An 18,463-nucleotide genomic window follows, 5' to 3' on the forward strand; every position below is an offset into this window, starting at 1 on the left:
CTGGACACAGTTATGCTGCGAGCTGCGCAAACATCTCGAAGGGCGAACGATTGTCGTTTGCGAATTGCTTCTCGCGGATCATGTGAGCGATTTCAATACCAGCTATTGTAGCAGACGCTGAATGAAAGGCTTTGAAGCCTAACGTGTGTTTGGTGATCCGCTTGATGAAACGATAATCCTGTTCAAGAATATTGTTCAGGCATTTGACGTATAGGATTTCAATCAGCTTGTCCGTACCTGTGATTTTCAGGATATTGTTTACAGCCTGCGCACCAGCCAAATTAGCCTCGCTTTTATCAATGACGATCTTGTGTGGAACACCATTGCTTTTACTGGCTTTCATAAAGAAACGTCGTACGGCGCCGACATTTCTCCGCTCTGACAGCAAGAAATCAAGGGGGTGGCCGCTTGATCAACAGCTCGATACAGATCGGTCTATTGCCCTTATCCCTTATATAGGTTTTATAAACACGCTCCGAGCCAAGTGTTGGGCGTTCGCGTCTTGTGCCTGAACAGCAATCTGCGTCGATTATCTACCGACCCATCGGTTCAATGTTGCATGCTCAATCTTTACGCCTCGTTCGGCGACTATTTCCTGAAGGTCGCGATACGAAACTGAATAACGAACATATAAAAACGGCATACAGGATGACACTTTTGGGGAAATGCGTTCCCTTGAAATCGGCCATGCTGGATGCCTCGCTTCGATCTGAAATCGGCACAATCCCTTGCACAGATCATCAAGCATGAAAAGTTTGCGACATAACCAATTCTTTTGCCGACGAATAAGTCATACATTGCAGTTTGCTGGAAAAATCTGCAACATCAACATCAGAGGCGAAGGCAAAGCGTTTTGAAACTGGGTCCCAGACAACGCTATAACTATATTTATCAGCGGGTGAAATCGGTATCGCCAGTCCGCCATCATCATCTGACAGGAAAATCTGACCGCGATGTGTGAATGCGATCAGTTTTCCGTTTGGTAAAAGTGCTGGATTTTGAATCCAGCACGCTGGCTCAACTGTAAAATCAGCTCGCGTCTGACTGGTTTCCGTCCCTGTCGGAGTGAAAGATAAGGGCAGAATTCCCATCCAGCGATTCAAGACATAGACTGCGTTAAAACCTCACGCGCAGATTGGCGTCAACGCCGTTTTGCGTCAGACCTGAGCCAAACTGTCCTTGATAGGAGACATTTAACAAAGCTGCTTCGCTTAGTTTAAAATCAAAACCACCCGCAACCAATGCTGTATCCTTGCCAATGCTGGCTCCTCCAACGATAAAACCATCGGAGCCAGCAAAGTTTGCAGCAGATGTCGGTTTATCATCGCCAAAGGCATGGCGCCATCCAATATCTGCCCTTGCTTTGACTGGAATAACCTTCTCGTTTAACGTTGCTGTCGCACGAAAGCCAAAGGTCGAGAGCGTAGTGCTCATCGAATTTTCTTGGACGTTCAGCCCTGCGCCTTGAGTGCTCGTTTCTGAGAACGAATCTGTCTTCAGGCGAACATAAGCAAGATTTGCATAGGGCTCAAAACTCGCCTTTTCCGTAAGCGGAAGCTTATAGCCCATCTCACCAAACACCTGAAAGCTTCCGGCATTGTAATCAGCCGACAGCTTGTCATCGAAGTCCGCAAAGGAAATTCCCCGGTTCATTTCAATATTATGCCACGTATAGGACAGGCCAGACCGGAATGCGACCATACCCTGCGCAACAGGCGTTTGCGTGCCCGCATAGGTACCAATTGTGTAATCATCGCTTTTCCCGGACGACATGCGTTCATTGAGACGGAAATTGGTCTGGCTGTAGCTTGCCAGTACACCGAGGCGCCAGTTATCAAAAAACTGCGCATCGATACCGGAAATGAAGCCGCCAATGCTGGATTTTGAGCGTGCGGCACTGCCATCACCAGACAGGTTCGTCCATCCACCAAATCCGTGTCCCCAAAATGTCGGTGCACCGCCATTTTCCGGAGATTGGCCGGTAGCAGCAGATGAGGCAAAAGCTTGTACAAGATTATTATAAACTGCCGAGCGGGTATAGGCGCTGTTATTGATAAGAGTGGACTGAATGGAAGTATAGGCTTCACCAGACAGTTGATCATAAGCCAGACGGGCATCTTGTTGCGTCAGGAACAGGATATGATCGTAGAGCGCGCCACCACTCCCCTGACTTTCCAATGCGACAGCTGTTGAGAACTGATTTTGGCTGTTTGCAACATCCGCAAATGCGACAGCCGACCGGCTTGTATCGAGGAAAACATTATTCGCATCATAGTCGAGTGCAAAATCAATAAAACGCGCGTCTTGAACATACGAACCAGCGATGTTGCCGTAAGTACCGCTAACGCCATCCGTTGCGCTCAGCAACACGGAACGCGAGTATGCCTGTGCGCCAGAAGAAAATCCTTGATGTACCAATTCGAGCGAGCTGCCATCCTCAAGATCAGCCGCACCATGGACGAAAATCTGATCGACACCAGCATCTTGCCCATTTCCTGCAACCAAACCAGCCAGATAGGTTGACCCGCTTTGCTGCGTGAATGTTCCATTAACGGTTAGTGTGCCAATGGAATTTTCAGGATTGAACGCACTGCCGGGCGCAACCCTACCACCATCAAGCAAAGTCAGTTCACCGACAGATCCAAGACCGGCAATCGTGCCTGCTTCAGAAACGTCCGTAGGTGACGTGATGCTGCCATTCACCTCAAGAACACCACCGACGATGTTCGTACCGCCTTGATAGCTGCTATTACCATCAAGAACCAGAATGCCTTCACCGCGCTTGGTCAAATTGCCTATGCCAGAGATCGAATTCGACCAGATTGAGGAATAGCCCTTCGTATCGACATCGAAAACGCCGGTATACCGAAAAGCCATAGGGCCATCGACAGCAGCACCGAGGTTCAGCAGCCCCTGACCGAACTTTGCCTCGTCCTCAAAGCCTTCTTTGGTGGCAGTTGTGAGGATTGTTTCAATCGTCTGACGGGCGTTCAGATAAGGAAATGCTGATCGCACAACGGCTGCGGCCCCGGCAACATGCGGCGATGCCATCGAGGTACCTTGTAAATATTGATATTGCTGGTAGTCATTGGGCGGATCACCAGCTGGCCAGGTTGAATAGATGCCATTTGGATCCCCTCTTTTTGTCATCGCCCCGCCGGGCGCGGCCAGACACCACTCTGCCGCCTCACCACATTCATTGCTGTATGGTGCCATTTTCCCATCTGGCCCAACGGAAACAACAGCAATAAGCGATCCTTTCAATTCGGAGAAATCCATATCATCGAAATCAGGGCCTGTGGGGTCGAGAAACGTATAAGTGGATGGATCTTCTATATTTAAGTCAGGGTTATCGTAGTCGATAAACCTGATTTTTCCGCTACGGATGAAATCGGGGGTGATCAGCGGAACCATACCATTGCCGCTCGGAATAGACGTAGCATAGCCCGGCTGATCCTGCCGACTATTACCAGCGGCAAAGACCATGACCACGTCTTTCTCAGCCGCATATTTCATAGCTTCATACGTTTGCTCAAGCTCACCGGGTTCAGACAGTATAAGCTGATAGTCCAGAACCTGATAGTTGGGGTTAGGCCGTTTATTAATGACCGGATTTGGGTAGGTATTGGGGCCATAGCTGCCGTTTAAAATCTGGGCACCATGGTCCGCAGCGTAAACAATAGCCTCGTCTGTAGCAGAAACATCGTTTCTTCTGCTCGCGACTTCAACGCCGCGCAGAGGCATAATCATTGCATCATAGGCAACACCTTGCATACCAAATCCATTGCGGCCAGCACCAATTGTCCCTGCAACATGCACACCATGGCCGTTCAGCGATCCGTCAGATTTACGCTCAGGGAAGATATTATCAGGGGCCTGATCGTTGCCGAAGTTGTACAAGAAAGGTGAAATACGACCAAAAAACTCAGGATGATTAACATCAAATCCGGTATCGACAACCGCGACGCTTATACCCTTGCCCGTAAAGCCTTTCTGATACGCTGGTAAGGCGTTGATCATATCAAGCCCCCAGTTAGCATAATATTCGGCATCAGCTAAATTTGAGGATACTTGAGGCGAATTCTGCGCCAAAGCGAAATTCGGCGTCATAAGCGCAGTTGATAACAGCAGAAATTTCAATCCATTCTTAAAAGAAAACATGCCCGCCCCACAAAACTCAACTAACCAATTGCACCCCTAAAAAGAGGCCCCTAAAATACAGTATTATAAAATTAAGAATATGTAATGCCTAAAATTCGTGATAACTGCATCAAAGAATAATAAGTAACGGGAATTATGGCTTGGGAATCCACATCGCATCTTTAAGTCGCGCCAAGCCGACTGATCGCGTCATCAGCGGTCGCCCTCATCTCCGTTCTTGACTATCTATCAGCTACGGAGTTTACGGCCGTAAACTTGAGATTGCCGACAAGCGTTAACCTTCCGTTAACTTAAAACTCCTTGCAGTATCGGGAGAATCGGAGCTAAATGCGGTTAATGCGTTTTTCCGCAACTAAAATCGCACTTTAGGGCCTTACTCTATGAATATCGCATTTGATGCCGACAAGCCACTCTCAGACTTCGATCAGCTCATCCTGAAGCAGGGATCAGCGTTGTCAGGTCGATTGGAAAAGCATCGCCAAGAGAATTTCCCCCCGGATGCGGTAAAGACGCTTCGCTCATTTCAACTTGCTGAGGCAGCAGAGTATATAGGTGTCAGCCAAGGGCATCTAAAAAACCTCTCGTTGAATGGCAAGGGGCCACAGCCCGCGGTCACCGCCACTGGTCGTCGGTCTTACACCGCAGAGCAGATGCTGGAAATGCGCCAGTATCTCGATGCCAATGGCCGTTCCGATTCACGTATGTATGTTCCTCACCGTAAAAATGACGAACATCTGCAAATTATTGGTGTCGTAAACTTTAAAGGTGGCTCAGGCAAGACAACAACTACAGCTCACCTTGCACAGCACTTAGCGTTAACAGGCCACCGTGTACTTGCCATTGATTTAGATCCCCAGGCTTCTTTGACGGCGCTTCATGGAATCCAACCAGAACTTGATAAGTTACCTTCGCTCTACGAAGCAATCCGCTATGATGACGATAGAAAACCACTCAGCGTACTTATCCGGAAAACGAATTTTCCCGGTCTCGATATCGTACCTGCCAATCTTGATCTGCAGGAATTCGAATACGATACACCGTTGATCCTGAGCGAGAAGGGCACCCGAGATATGGGGCGTACATTCTTCACTCGCCTCGACGCCGCTCTGTCTGAAGTCGAGGATCAATATGATGTGGTCGTTCTTGATTGCCCTCCGCAGCTGGGATATCTGACGCTTACTGCGTTGTCTTCGGCGACTGCCGTTTTAGTAACCGTGCACCCTCAGATGCTGGACGTTATGTCGATGTGTCAATTTCTACTCATGCTTGGCGAAATCTTGGACCCGATCAAACGCGGCGGCGGCAACATGTCTCTCGATTGGATGCGATATCTCATCACTCGATACGAGCCTGGTGATATCCCACAAAGTCAAATGGTACACTTCATGCGTTCATTGTTTGGTGGTTTTGTTTTGAAAAACGAGATGTTAAAATCCACTGCGATTTCAGACGCGGGCATCACGAAACAGACGCTATACGAAGTCGAGCGGTCGCAGTTCACGCGTTCGACATATGACCGCGCTGTAGAAAGCTTGCATGGTGTAAACGGTGAGGTTGTTAATCTCGTCCACAAAGCATGGGGGAGGGCAATCTAATGGCACGTAAAGGCATCATGTCCGGATTGCTAGATAACTTCTCAGCTGCAGAGTTTACGGCGGTAAACTCCGAACCCAAAACACCTGCCCCCACCCCAACAGTAGAGCCATCGGGTCGCCGTGGTGCTTTTGGAATGATGTCGCGTGCCGCCGATGAAATGGCATCTAAAGTCGCCGCTGCTGAAGAAATTGAAAAACAGCTTCAAAACGGCACGCACATCATTGAGCTAGATCCGAACGATTTGGAGACTTCGTTTGTCGTTGATCGCTTAGAAGATGATGACGATACAAGCCTTCAAGAACTTATTGCAGCAATGCATGAACGTGGTCAGGATACGCCTATATTAGTTCGTCCTAGTCCAACGGCTGCAGGCAAATACCAGATTGTTTTCGGTCATCGCAGAGCGAAAGCTGCAAAGGCTTTGAATATCACGGTCAAGGCCACTGTGAAACAACTCTCTGATCGAGACCATGCTATTGCACAAGGCCAGGAAAACACCGCTCGTGCTGATCTCAGTTTTATTGAACGTGCACTGTTTGCCAAAAAGCTCGCAGAGCAGTTCGACAACGAAACGGTAATGTCTGCACTAGGTGTCAATAAGACTGTTCTCTCAAAAATGCAGTCAGTGACCAACTATGTGCCATCTGATCTCATTTTAAAAATAGGACCATCTAAAGGTATTGGTCGAGATCGTTGGTATGATCTTTCAGTCGCATTCAAAGATGGAACTGCAACTAATGTTGACACGACGACACACCAAGACGAGTTCTACTCAGCGTCATCCGATGATCGTTTTTTGATGATTCTCAATTCCATCAAATCCCGCTCAAAGCGAGTAACTGAGCATAATACGGTTAAGGATAAAAAGCGACAACCAACAAAGTTCTGGAGAACCAAGGACGGTTCAGTTGCCTTTTCCATGGATCGCAAAACCAAAAAGGTCGATATCTCTCTGAAGAGCGATGATGCCGAAATTTTTGGTGAGTGGTTATCAACCCGTCTAGAAGGCCTTTATGAGGAATTCAGACTATCTGAACCCGATATTGGAGATTAATCCGCAAAAGAAAAAGCCCCCACAAACGTCAGTCTGCGAAGGCTATTTCGTTTTTCTGTAGCAAGATACGAATCGCATTTCTCGGAATAACTGTCAAGAGTCATTGTCGTCATTTTGGCGGGTGGATTTCTTTTGCCTTTTGAAAGGTGAAAGGGAATGCAAATTCTGCATACTGTAACGTCCACTTTGCGTGGGCGAATGAAGTTGTTTGTCCAAAATCCTGATCTGCAGAAGACGCGGGAAGGGGGGGGGAACAGATGGGTGATCTATAAGCAGCTCTGCGTGGCAAAGTCAGCCTTTGATCTAAATGATCGAAGTCTAGCAGTGCTCAGTTCGCTTTTGTCATTTCTCCCAGACGATAATTTGAATGAGAAAGCCGGTCTCGTTGTTTTTCCATCCAATCGTCAGCTTTCACTGCGTGCCCACGGCATGCCGGAATCAACATTGCGCCGCCATCTCGCTTCACTCGTCAAAGCAGGAATCATCGCACGCAAGGATAGCCCAACCCGCAAACGCTATGCGCATAAGGATAGGGAAGGGAGCGTTGAACTCGCTTTCGGCTTTTCCTTTGCCCCTTTGCTCAATCGTGCCTCAGAAATCGCCACCGTTGCGGATCGAATTATCAGCGATCAAAACGCTCTAAAACGGCTTCGCGATGAAGTGTCCGTCATAAGAAGAGATATTGCGTCGGCACTTGCAGACAATACCGATATTTCCGGGAAGCATAGTGATGACCTCCAAAAGCTATTCATCCGTTTCCGTGAAGTTGTGGATGGCATTCCGCGCCGCGCATCATTCGGTGAACTGAACATTATCAAGGCCAATCTTACAGCTATTGGCGATGAATTGGCTATCATATTAAAAAATATAGAAAATGTTCCTGAATTGAGCGGCAGCGTCGCTCAATCTGAGCGGCAGCATATTGAATCTCAATCAGAATCCCTATTTGAATCTTCAAATGTTAAAAATATTGATTTGAAAGGACCTTCTCCTGATAGCCCTATCTCTGTGAAACTTAAAATGAGCAATCGAGTACGGGTTTCTCCTTCCATTTCTCTCGATCAGATACTTCGAACATGCCCAGATATCCGCGAATATTGTGCAAACGGGATTGCTTCATGGCGCGATCTCCATGGTGCGTCACGAATAGTCTCTGAATTCCTTGGCATCAGCCGCTCAGCCTATGAGGAAGCCATAACCTCTATGGGGATAGAAATTACATCGAGCGCTATTGCTTGGATCCTTCAGAAACTAGCGACCATAAATTCGCCCGGAGGGTATTTACGGTCTTTGACCCAAAAGGCTAGAGAAGGGACCTTTTCAATCAGTCGGCTTCTGTTTTACGGAATGAATTCGAGTCATGCGTTAAACTCAGGTTGAGTGCGAAACATTTCGCGAAGACTGCTTGTAAAACCAGCTCGAGGCTGACCATGGGAATTGATTTTCCGGTTGGTCTAGGAGGGGTACCATGGGTCGGACGATAACTTGATTATCAAGGACGTGGCACCGTTACCTTAACTCTAGCGTAATATTACGTGACGATAACGGGTGATGACCAAACCTCGTTCTTCACTTATCACCGCCATCGTTATCCCGCTGAGATTATAGCAGAAGCCGTATGGTTGTATTTCTGCTTTCCGTTAAGCTTTCGTATGGTCGAAGACATGCTGGCCTATCGCGGGATCATCCTCACATATAAGGCAGTGTACGAATGGGCTGAGAAGTTCGGACAGACCTTTGCCAGTAATATCCGTCGCCGCAGACCGCGCCTTCGCGATAAATGGCAACTGGATGAGTGCGTGATATCCATCAAAGGTACGCATTACATTCTTTGGCGAGCGGTTGATCAGGATGGCTTTGTGTTGGATGTTCTGGTCCAGAAACGCCGCAATACCAAGGCCGCCAAGCTTTTCATGCGCAAGCTTGTCTCTGCTCAGGGCTATGCACTGCGGGTTATGGTCACCGATAAACTACGATCCTATGGCACTGCCAAACAAGCTATAGGCTTGAGCGTTTGCGACCACCGTCAGCATAAAGGTTTGAACAATCGGGCAGAAAATTCGCATCAACCAATCCGACGACGAAAGCGGGTTATGAGGTTATGAAGCGCTTTAAATCAGCGAAACATGTGCAACGCTTTACGTCGATACATGATCTGATCTACAACCTAAATTACTTCCTCTCGAAACCAATTCAATGTCGCTGACTATCGTGAGTTACGGCAAGCCGCCACAAACATGTGGCGCGAAATCGCTTGCTTGAAATAAGCATAACAGATGCGTCAAAGAATACTTTACGTCTGCACTCTCATTAAAGTAACAATGTCCGCGTAGCCTCGACGACAATTGCCAGCATCGAAGGGGTGCAAATAAACTGTAAGAACCGACGCGCACCTGCCAATCACTCACTGTTTGAGGAAATTTGGAACTTGCGGCATAAGTGACTATGAAGATAAGGTCAGAATTCACCTATTCAATAGTTTGCGACGCAGCCCGAGAGTTCAGCTTTTCTTCAAGAAGGCGTTTCAAACGAGCATTTTCTGCTTCCAGTTCTGCGAGTTCCTTATCGGTCACTGGTTCGTCTGCAGGTTTGAATTTTTGTTTTCCAGAACGATTTGACACTTGCTTTGAACCATCGGGAACTGCCGGACGACTAACTTCTGCCTGGTCTAGATCTTTGTAAAGCTCATGCGATTTCAAAACCGGATTGTCGGTTTTTCCCGCATCAAGAGAGGCGCGCGATCTGAGCTTTGCTTTTGATGGCTTTTTGCTAGCGGTCGTGCTGCTATCAGGTTTGCGAGCGGAATGTCTGAGGGTGCGTGCACCTTTACTGACAGCAGATTGTTCGTCGCTTGCGTTATCGTCAACGAGCCTCTCAGCTGTGTTGGTGTCTCGACCATTGCTTGGCTCAGGATTTGATTGTTGTGCTTCCTTTTGCAGTACCCTTGTCGGCAGTTCGGGAGCGGTTATCAACTCTGCGGGCTTATCGGATTTATCATCAGCTTTCTGAACAGTCGACGCTGGTGTCTCCGCACGGGACAGTTGTCGAGGCTGCGGTGGGCTGGATTCAACCGAGTTTTTAACCGGCGGTCTGTCGTCTTCCACTTCAGCATTTATCTCATGTTCTTTTAATCTAAACAGACGCTCAACAATACGGGCTCCCCAGAATTTCATCGTCAATAAACCTCCCTGTTCGCACGAGAAAATGCAAAATGCCTGCATCCCGATAATGACACTGCGCGTCATGGTAAACTGAACGAAAGCTCATGACCAGAATTTGGAGCTCACTTGTTTCTGTTTGCAAGATCAGAGCGTCCCGCTTTTATGGCCGGATCACGTTAAGCGACTTTATCTCTTCTGCGCCAATCGTTGCTCCGCCCGCGCGATCATCGCCGCCATGTTCTCGTTTTCTAAACGCAGTTTAGCAATCAATTCGCGTTTCAAAGAAGCGTTTTCTCTTTCCAGAAACGATAGTTCAGAGACAACATCCTCATCTCCGGCTGAATAGATGACGGCTCTCTGTTGCTTCTTCTGTACAACTCTCGCCCTGTCCTGCACAGGCCTGTCGTTCTTTTTGGGTGTGATATGTGGTGTAAGCTCTGATGGTGGAAACGGACCAGTATCAGGCACCCCTTTTTGAAGTTCTAAAGTTTCAACGACAGAGGCTTTTTTTTGAGCTTGATACTCATCTATATTTTTTGCCACCGCAGTCCCGCGCAATTTCTCCGCAACAGTGTACTTTGTTAAATTGAGACCGAGATCAGGGGCGGCCGTTTGTGTGTCGACCTTATCCGATGATTGTAGAATGGTAGCTTCCACTTCGCTAGAAATTGATTTTAAATCGAGACCTCCCCACAGGGATGAGTTCCCCTTTCGCGTGCGCTTATTCTTATATTCGACAACAACATTTCGGATTGGATTTTTCACTGTGTTTTACAATCCCTATTAAACACAACTGGAGTTATAGATTTCTTGAGGCCAAACTCAAACTCTGAATATTTATTTCAAATTTTGACATACTGTCCAATCATTATAAAATTCCGTTAAACGCTTGACTGTTAAGATAGAATTATATGATTTGAATGTTATTCGCATAATTATCATTCATCTGTATATTATACCACACAAAAACAACAGACAAATACAACCGGAGAAACACTAAATGGCTGATGAAACAATCGCAGATACGAATTCAACGGCAGCTGAAATCACATCTGCTGAGCCCGTTGATAGTAAACAGAAAACCCGCGCTACGCGGAAAAAGCAAACACCAAAAACAATAGACGCTTCTCAACCTGCGACAACCAAAGCAGCAGCTAAATCTGTAAAGAACCCTAAATCTGCAACACCGACCGCAAAACAACAAACTGAAGGCAAGCGTAAAAAATACACGCCGGCTCAGCGCTCGTCTATTCTTGCAACCATTGAAAAAACAATTAAAGATGGCAAAACCACCCTTAAAGCGGCATTGCAACAGGCCGATGTGAGCGAGCAGACCTATTACAATTGGAAGAACGCCGCCGGCAGGACTAAAATCATATCTTCAACAGTATCTTCAGGTGATGATCTCGCAAGCTTAGTCGCTCTTGAAGCAGAAAATATGAAGCTTCGTAAAGAGCTTGCTGAAAAGCTGCGCGCAGAAAACGCAGAACTGCGTAAACGTCTTGGGAAGGCTTAAAATAGCCATACCCAAAATCACTTTTCTATTCTGGCAAGTGACTTGCACAAAACAATCACTTGCCATCCCTCACCATACAACAAGCAGATGACTTGGCACGGTGTTGTCACGTTAACTGGACTGCAGTTGCCTGCCTGACGGTTTGGGCGTAAATTTTGACGATGCAGCCATCAGATATCATCTTCAAGCGTCACCGTTTTCCGCCACAGATTATTGCTCATGCGGTGTGGCTTTATCTGCGGTTCAACCTTAGTCTGCGTGAAGTTGAGGAAATGCTGCTTGAGCGTGGAATCGACGTTTCATGCGAAACAGTTCGTCGTTGGATCGCCAAGTTCGGACCTCAGATCGCACGCAACTTGCGGCGTCGTCAGGCGCGCCCTGGCGATATTTGGTATTTGGACGAAATGGTCGTCCAATGCTCTGGAAAGAAATTCTGGCTCTGGCGTGCGGTGGATCAAAACGGCATCGTTCTCGAACAAATCTTGCAGAAGCGGCGAGATAAAGGGGCAGCAAAGCGAATGCTCGTGGCGTTAATGAAGCGCTATGGCTTCGCTCCCAAACGGATCATCACTGATAAGCTCCGCTCGTACAGTGCAGCAAAAGCAGTAGTGGCACCCGGCCTTGAGCATTGGTCGCACAAGGGCCTCAATAATCGAGCCGAGAATAGCCATCTGCCGTTTAGGAAACGGGAGCGAACCATGCAAGGCCACCGATCACCGGGAGCGTTGCAACGGTTCGTTTCCATGCACTCAGCTACCCGCAATTGTTTCTCTGTTCCATCTCGTCGCCGAGCCGCACAAACAATTTGCTACCATCGCCTCGAAGCTTTCGATGCATGGAAAATTGCGGCCTGTGTCGCCTGAATATCTACGAACCCCTGGCCTTTCCGGCAAGAGAAACTTAACGTGACAACACCCTTCGAACTGTTGTTTGATTGAGAGTGCATCTGCAGCTGAAAAGATGCCTTGTTGTTTGCGCATCATGTGGATGAGTTCAATGCTATAGAGCGTGATGCTGGCTGCGGTTTCAGATTTGAAACCGAGCATTGAGCGTGTGCGTCGTTTGATACGACGGTGATCTTGCTCAATGTTATTGTTCATATATTTGCTGGAGCGAATGGCAATAAGTTTGCCATTTTGTCTGAGCCGGTTCTCTGTATCAGATTGCAATAAAGCTATTCTGTTGGTCTCGCTTCCATCGATGGTAATTCGCTCCGGCCTGCCGTGGCGGGCCAGAGCCTTACGCAGAAAGCGCTTGGCAGCAGTTAAATCACGATCTTTGCTGAAGTAGAACTCAACTGTATCTCCGTTGCTGTCGATGGCGCGATACAGATACAGCCACGCGCCTTTGACCTTGATATATGTCTCATCAAGGTTCCATTTACGTGTGACCTGACGCTTCTTTCGATTGAACCGTTCAAGCCGTTTTGGACTGAAACAGATGACCCAGCGATGCACCGTGGAATGATCCAGATCGATGCCACGCTCAGCCATCATTTCCTTCAAGTCACGCAGGCTCAAATTGTAAGCCAGATACCATCGAACACAGAGTAGAATGACTGACTTATCGAAATGGCGACCCTTGAACATCTAAAATACTCAGCTGATTAAAAGCTGAGATACTATCACCTCATCAATTGACGAAAAATTTGCAACAGAACCTATAATAATGCAGTACAAATTACAGTCGGTCGTGAATGCGAGACCGTACCGGTTTCTGCGTTTCCGCTTGCACACTTCGGTCGAAGCAGAAAGGCTAAAAGTATTATCTTCCCGCTTGTTTGCCCGCTTCATAAAGTTTGTAGAAAACCTGCACAATAACTCCACAGACTACTTATACTGTGTCACCTCACCTGTTACTAGCCAGCTTAGGGATGAGATTAGCGTTCGACCGCTCTTTTTAAAGAATGGTATTCCAAAGTTGACCAAAAGTTTTCATTTCAGGGAAATCGAAATGACTGTTGAAGCTTCGATAATTGTTTTTTCGCCTCTATACGTGGATCTAGTAGATGAAGATTTTTTCATTAGAGCAGAAGACATTGATGGTAGGTCCTGGATCCTGTTGGGTCCAATATCCGACAATGAGATTGCCGCTTCATTTCGCGCTGCTCAAAGTGCTTTGGAAGATGGCTGGGGCTATCTACTTACGTTAAGAAGTAAGCTTTCCAGACAGGAACGCTGACACTCTAAACCTACCATCGTTGTTTCAAATAATATTGGATCAATAAATTCTCTTTAATTAATGACATAGATTTTGTTCTCACAAATTTAACTCTTTCAATATTCATAAGACTTTTGAAGTATTTATAAAATATTTTTTGGCGCGTTGGGAATCCATTTAATACTAGGATAAAAAGAAATGTTAATACGAAATTTTTTCATAGTTTGTGGAGTGTTGTTTGCCTTCGCATGATTAATGTCATATTTAATCAACAATTTCCAGCAAACTCGTCCAGAATTTCACAACGCACTTTTTTATAACTACCCTTAATTAACTTCACCCGGTGATGGGCTTCATAGTTACGAACCCTTAAATTCTAAAAGCGATAAAGATCGGCTGCTTCAGTTATAAAATTAGACTCAAAATTACCGTCTCCATATAATCTGCACATTTTCTCGATCTTTCGTACACTGAAGGATGGGAAGTGCTGGCATACGATTTAATTTGGACGCCCCAATGCCAAAACGCTACCTCCACATTTTTGCCGTCGTTTTAGGCGGGTGTGTAGTAATTACAACGCTTGCGATGTTAATACATAGTAGGCCTGCTTCAGAAACTGAACTAGCTTTCTCTCAGGACAAAGTTAGCGCTGTAATTGCGAAAGTTCATCTGGAAACCGTAGTAATTACCGATGAGCTTCCGGGGCGAGTCGCGGCTTTTAAGAGAGTTGAAATCAGGCCCCAAGTGGGTGGGATAATTAGGAAGAAAGTTGTTGCAGCCGGATCCCGTGTCAATGCGGGCGAGATACTTTTCGAGATTGAACCCGCTTTATTTCTGGCGGACTTGGAAACTGCGCGAGCAGCATTGAGCCGTGCAGAGAGCGCTTTAGAGCATGCTCGGTCGGGCTTTCAGCGCGCTGAAGCTTTACTCGCGAGTAAAGCGGCAAGTCAAAAGAACTACGAGGATGCGCGAAACGATATGACGGTGGCCCAAGCCAATCTGGCCGAGGCTCGTGCTGTTTTTAACCGTCGTCAGCTTGATCTTGACTTCGCCACCATAAGATCGCCGATTGATGGCTACGTCGGACGAACCGTCGCGGACGAAGGCTCTCTCGCATCAATTTCGGGGCAGACCGAACTCGCAGTCGTTCAGCAGCTGGAACGTGTTTATGTGGATTTACGCCTGCCCGCAACAAAACTCGATGCGGTGCAATTTGCGGCAGAAGAGAAAATAGGCCAGATTGAGATACTACGTGCCGATGGCAAGCCTTATTCCTATTCTGCGAAGCTGGTACTTTCAGATGTTACGGTTGACGCCGTGACGGGCAACGCAACGATCCGAGTGCTCGTTGAGAATCCTGAATTGCAGCTTTTGCCTGGCATGTTTGTTCGTGCCCAAGTGCCCAGCGGATTGCTCTCCGATGTAATACTTGTTCCTGAATATGCTCTCGTTCGGACAGGAGGAGACGACGCCAGTCTTATGGTAGTTGATCCCGACGGGCGCGCAAAAAGGCGTAAAATAACGCTTGGAGAGGCCATCGGTCGCCGTGTGGTGGTCAAGTCAGGGCTTCAACCCGGTGAAACCATCGTAACTCGCGGTCAGGACCGTTTGCAGGATGGGATGCTCGTAAACGCCGATCACTCACCAAACGCGACGACTGTGAAAGACAAGATTTAAAGGCCAGATTACCATGCCACAATTCTTCATCAATCGCCCGGTGTTTGCCTGGGTGATTGCCATATTCATTGCATTGGCTGGTGTTGTTGCGATCCCACAACTGCCGGTTTCACGTTATCCTGTTATCGCACCGCCGAGTATCAGTATTTTCACAACATATACTGGAGCTTCTGTTCAAACGGTCAATGATAGTGTGGTTGCTCCTATCGAAAAGGAACTCTCAAGCGTCAAAAACGTTTTATATTATGAATCGACTGTCGACTCGACAGGTGCTGCGAATATCACGGTGACGTTCAAACCTGGAACGGACCCCGAACTCGCGCAAGTGGATGTTCAAAACAGGTTGAAAAATTCCGAGCCTCGTCTTCCAGAAGTCGTTCGCCGTAACGGAATAAATGTGGAAGCGTCAGAGTCGGGCTTCCTTATGGTCATTGCGCTCAAGTCACGCAGCGGTGAGACAGACGAGCTGAGCCTTGGTGACTACCTGACGCGTAACATCGCCGAGGAGCTCAAACGCGTTCCCGGCGTTGGACGTACCCAACAATTTGGTTCCGAACGTGCAATGCGTGTTTGGGTTAACCCGACGAAACTGGCTGCCTATAACCTGAGTATGTCCGACGTGACGAGCGCGATTGCCCGCGAAAATGCTCAAGTTTCGCCGGGCAGGGTTGGGGACGAACCGACCATTCCGGGGATCAAAGTTTCAACGCCACTGATTGTGCATGGACAGTTGAACTCACCCGAGGCGTTTGCAGAAATACCATTGAAAACCCACACAGATGGCGCGCGGCTGCTGTTGTCCGATGTTGCACGTGTGGAACTTGGCGCGCAGACTTTTGCCTTCAGCGTCAGCAGTAACAGCAAGCCTGCTGCTGCAGCGGCGATACAAATGTCGCCGGGTGCCAATGCCGTCAGCACTGCGGCGGCGATCGAAAAGCGGTTAGGTGAACTGCAGGCTACAATGCCGAGTGATCTCTCAGTCTCAATTTCCTACAATACCGCGCCCTTCGTGAAAGTGTCGATTTTGAAGGTGGTGCAGACTCTTGTAGAGGCGATGGTTCTGGTGTTCCTCGTGATACTGCTGTTTCTGCAGAAGTTGCGGTACACATTGATCCCAACAATTGTCGCGCCGATCGCGCTGCTTGGCACATTCGCGGTGATGCTGATTGCCGGTTACACGATCAATGTTTTGACCATGTTTGGCATGGTTTTGGCAATAGGTATCATTGTTGACGACGCCATTGTCGTCGTTGAAAACGTAGAACGGATCATGGCAAGGGAGGGGCTCTCGCCGAGGGAGGCTACTCGCAAAGCAATGCGCGAAATTTCGGGCGCTATCGTCGGGATCACATTGGTTTTGGTCGCCGTCTTTATCCCTATGGGATTGTCCGATGGTTCTGTAGGAGCAATCTACCGCCAATTCACAATGTCGATGGCAGTGTCGATCCTGTTCTCAGCCTTCCTCGCACTTACCCTTACACCTGCTTTGTGCGCTACTATCCTCAAACCTGTCGGCCCCCACGCAGAAGTCCGTTTCTTTTCGTGGTTTAATACCATGTTTGACCGTTTAAGTGCACGCTATACCGGCGCTATCGGCTGGATTTTACGGCGTGGTGTTCGGATATTGTTGGTTTACATTTTGCTCTTGGGAGTACTGGGCGTTGGTTACTCTCAACTGCCGACGTCGTTCGTGCCTGAAGAAGATCAGGGAAATTTCATGGCAATGTTCGAGCTGCCGGCTGGTGCCACAGCAGAGCGCACGCGGGAGATTATTGCAAAATATGAAAAACACACGGCATCGCGTGCTGATATTACGGAGAGCATCGTTATTCAAGGTTTCGGATTTTCCGGCTCTGGTCCGAATGCTGCTCAGGCGTTTACCAGTCTTAAGGATTGGAGTGATCGTAAGACAACGGTGAACGAAGAGATCGCGGCGGCGCAAGCGGCGATGGCGAATATTCCGGAGGGAACTGCGATGATAATGAAACCACCGGCAATTGAATCGCTGGGAACAACATCTGGTTTCTCCCTTCGCTTGGAGGATAGGGGTAATGCCGGGCCAACAGCACTGAAAGCGGCCGAGAGCGAGTTGATAAGGCTCGCCTCCAAGAGCAAATTGCTCACGGGCGTGATGACGGATGGGCTTCCAGATGGGCAGAGTATTGCGTTGAATATTGATCGCCAGAAGGCGCTGGCTCTTGGTGTTTCTTTTTCAACCGTGAGCGAGATGATTTCGACAGCAATCGGGTCAACTTATGTCAACGATTTTCCGAAAGACGGCCGCCTTCAACAGGTAGTCGTGCAAGCCGATGCACAGCATCGTATGCATATCGATGATGTGCTTCGTCTTGAAGTGCGCAATATTGATGGCGCAATGGTTCCCCTGTCGGAGTTTGTCCAGCCCGTCTGGCAAACGACGCCGCTTCAATTGGCGCGCTATAACGGCTACCCCGCTGCTCGTCTTTCAGGTTCAGCTGCGCCGGGCGTTTCGAGTGGAGTGGCAATGTCCGAGATGGAGCGATTGGCAAAACAGTTACCGTCAGAATTTGCAGTTGCGTGGACGGGGCAATCGCTACAGGAAAGACAATCCGCAACCCAGACGCCAATTCTTTTAGCCGCATCGATGCTCGTGGTATTTCTGGTCTTGGCCGCACTTTACGAAAGCTGGACAATCCCGCTGGCCGTTATGTTGGTTGTGCCGCTTGGCGTGCTCGGGGCTGTGCTTGCTGTGCTGGCGCGGGGCATGGAAAATGATGTGTTTTTCAAGGTCGGCGTCATTACGATAATCGGACTTTCTGCAAAGAACGCCATTTTGTTGATTGAATATGCTCGCCATCTGCGCAACGAGGGGCAAAGCCTCAACAGAGCAGTGCTTAAGGCATCACGATTGAGATTCCGGCCAATTCTGATGACTTCACTGGCCTTTATCTTGGGGGTCGTGCCACTCATGATCGCGCGCGGGGCCGGTTCTGAAATTCAGAATGCAATAGGAACAGGGGTTTTTGGAGGAATGTTATCCGCAACCGTCTTGGCTGTTTTCTTTGTACCCTTGTTATATGTAACAATCAGCCGACTAATCAGAGTAAGAAAATAACACCCGTCCGCCGAACCCAGTCGGTACCTTAAATAAACGCCCGT

Annotated in this window: 12 protein-coding genes and 3 pseudogenes; 9 read left to right on the forward strand and 6 right to left on the reverse strand. The window is 48.1% G+C overall.

The genetic code is table 11. The features are described from left to right. Positions 1–10: 10 nt before the first annotated feature. The 3 genes and pseudogenes from U2P60_RS19880 to U2P60_RS19890 all read right to left on the reverse strand — a co-directional run bounded on the left by U2P60_RS19880 (position 11) and on the right by U2P60_RS19890 (position 4,020). Positions 11–689: pseudogene (locus tag U2P60_RS19880) on the reverse strand (IS6 family transposase). Positions 690–740: 51 nt separating this feature from the next. Then, positions 741–1,103: a hypothetical protein gene (locus U2P60_RS19885; RefSeq protein WP_413574116.1), complete on the reverse strand. Its 363-nt coding sequence runs from the start codon at positions 1,101–1,103 to the stop codon at positions 741–743. A 13-nt stretch (positions 1,104–1,116) separates the two neighbouring features. After that, positions 1,117–4,020 carry an autotransporter domain-containing protein gene (locus U2P60_RS19890; protein ID WP_413574118.1) on the reverse strand — a complete coding sequence of 968 codons (2,904 nt, stop codon included), beginning with the start codon at positions 4,018–4,020 and terminating at the stop codon, positions 1,117–1,119. Positions 4,021–4,541: 521 nt separating this feature from the next. Between U2P60_RS19890 and repA the strand changes: the two genes are divergently transcribed. The 4 genes and pseudogenes from repA (at position 4,542) to U2P60_RS19910 (ending at position 9,078) form a co-directional block, all read left to right on the forward strand. After that, positions 4,542–5,756, forward strand: a complete 1,215-nt coding sequence (repA, locus tag U2P60_RS19895; protein ID WP_313830438.1) for a plasmid partitioning protein RepA — start codon at positions 4,542–4,544, stop codon at positions 5,754–5,756. After that, positions 5,756–6,811: a plasmid partitioning protein RepB gene (gene repB, locus U2P60_RS19900; protein WP_413574120.1), complete on the forward strand. Its 1,056-nt coding sequence runs from the start codon at positions 5,756–5,758 to the stop codon at positions 6,809–6,811. The genes repA and repB overlap by 1 nt, the downstream gene beginning before the upstream one ends. A gap of 156 nt (positions 6,812–6,967) precedes the next feature. Beyond that, positions 6,968–8,191, forward strand: coding sequence for a plasmid replication protein RepC (repC, locus tag U2P60_RS19905; protein WP_413574122.1), 1,224 nt, complete (start codon positions 6,968–6,970; stop codon positions 8,189–8,191). Positions 8,192–8,352: 161 nt separating this feature from the next. Further along, a pseudogene (locus U2P60_RS19910) lies at positions 8,353–9,078 on the forward strand (IS6 family transposase). 201 nt (positions 9,079–9,279) lie between these two features. Here the strand turns inward: U2P60_RS19910 and U2P60_RS19915 are convergent. Continuing rightward, positions 9,280–9,990 (reverse strand): hypothetical protein, encoded by a 711-nt coding sequence (locus U2P60_RS19915; RefSeq protein ID WP_413574123.1) that lies wholly within the window; start codon positions 9,988–9,990, stop codon positions 9,280–9,282. Positions 9,991–10,158: 168 nt separating this feature from the next. Further along, the gene (locus U2P60_RS19920; RefSeq protein WP_413574125.1) at positions 10,159–10,737 is read right to left on the reverse strand and encodes a hypothetical protein; all 579 of its coding nucleotides are present in this window, start codon (positions 10,735–10,737) and stop codon (positions 10,159–10,161) included. Between the two features lie 235 nt (positions 10,738–10,972). Here U2P60_RS19920 and U2P60_RS19925 point away from each other — a divergent pair, with 235 nt between their 5' ends. After that, positions 10,973–11,488 (forward strand): transposase, encoded by a 516-nt coding sequence (locus U2P60_RS19925; protein WP_413574127.1) that lies wholly within the window; start codon positions 10,973–10,975, stop codon positions 11,486–11,488. Positions 11,489–11,649: 161 nt separating this feature from the next. After that, positions 11,650–12,351, forward strand: coding sequence for an IS6 family transposase (locus U2P60_RS19930; RefSeq protein ID WP_413574129.1), 702 nt, complete (start codon positions 11,650–11,652; stop codon positions 12,349–12,351). 54 nt (positions 12,352–12,405) lie between these two features. Here the strand turns inward: U2P60_RS19930 and U2P60_RS19935 are convergent. Then, positions 12,406–13,077: pseudogene (locus U2P60_RS19935) on the reverse strand (IS6 family transposase); the annotation flags it as partial. Between the two features lie 364 nt (positions 13,078–13,441). On the opposite strand from U2P60_RS19935, the gene U2P60_RS19940 reads away from it, so the two are divergent. From U2P60_RS19940 to U2P60_RS19950, 3 genes are all read left to right on the forward strand, one after another. After that, on the forward strand, positions 13,442–13,669 hold the full coding sequence (locus U2P60_RS19940) for a hypothetical protein (protein WP_413574131.1): 228 nt from the start codon (positions 13,442–13,444) through the stop codon (positions 13,667–13,669). Positions 13,670–14,233: 564 nt separating this feature from the next. After that, the gene (locus U2P60_RS19945; RefSeq protein ID WP_413574350.1) at positions 14,234–15,325 is read left to right on the forward strand and encodes an efflux RND transporter periplasmic adaptor subunit; all 1,092 of its coding nucleotides are present in this window, start codon (positions 14,234–14,236) and stop codon (positions 15,323–15,325) included. A gap of 13 nt (positions 15,326–15,338) precedes the next feature. Then, complete coding sequence (locus U2P60_RS19950; RefSeq protein WP_413574132.1) at positions 15,339–18,419, forward strand: multidrug efflux RND transporter permease subunit; 3,081 nt, start codon at positions 15,339–15,341, stop codon at positions 18,417–18,419. Positions 18,420–18,463 lie beyond the last annotated feature (44 nt).

The organism is Brucella sp. H1_1004 (assembly GCF_047308065.1).
Taxonomy (GTDB): domain Bacteria; phylum Pseudomonadota; class Alphaproteobacteria; order Rhizobiales; family Rhizobiaceae; genus Brucella; species Brucella pseudogrignonensis_B.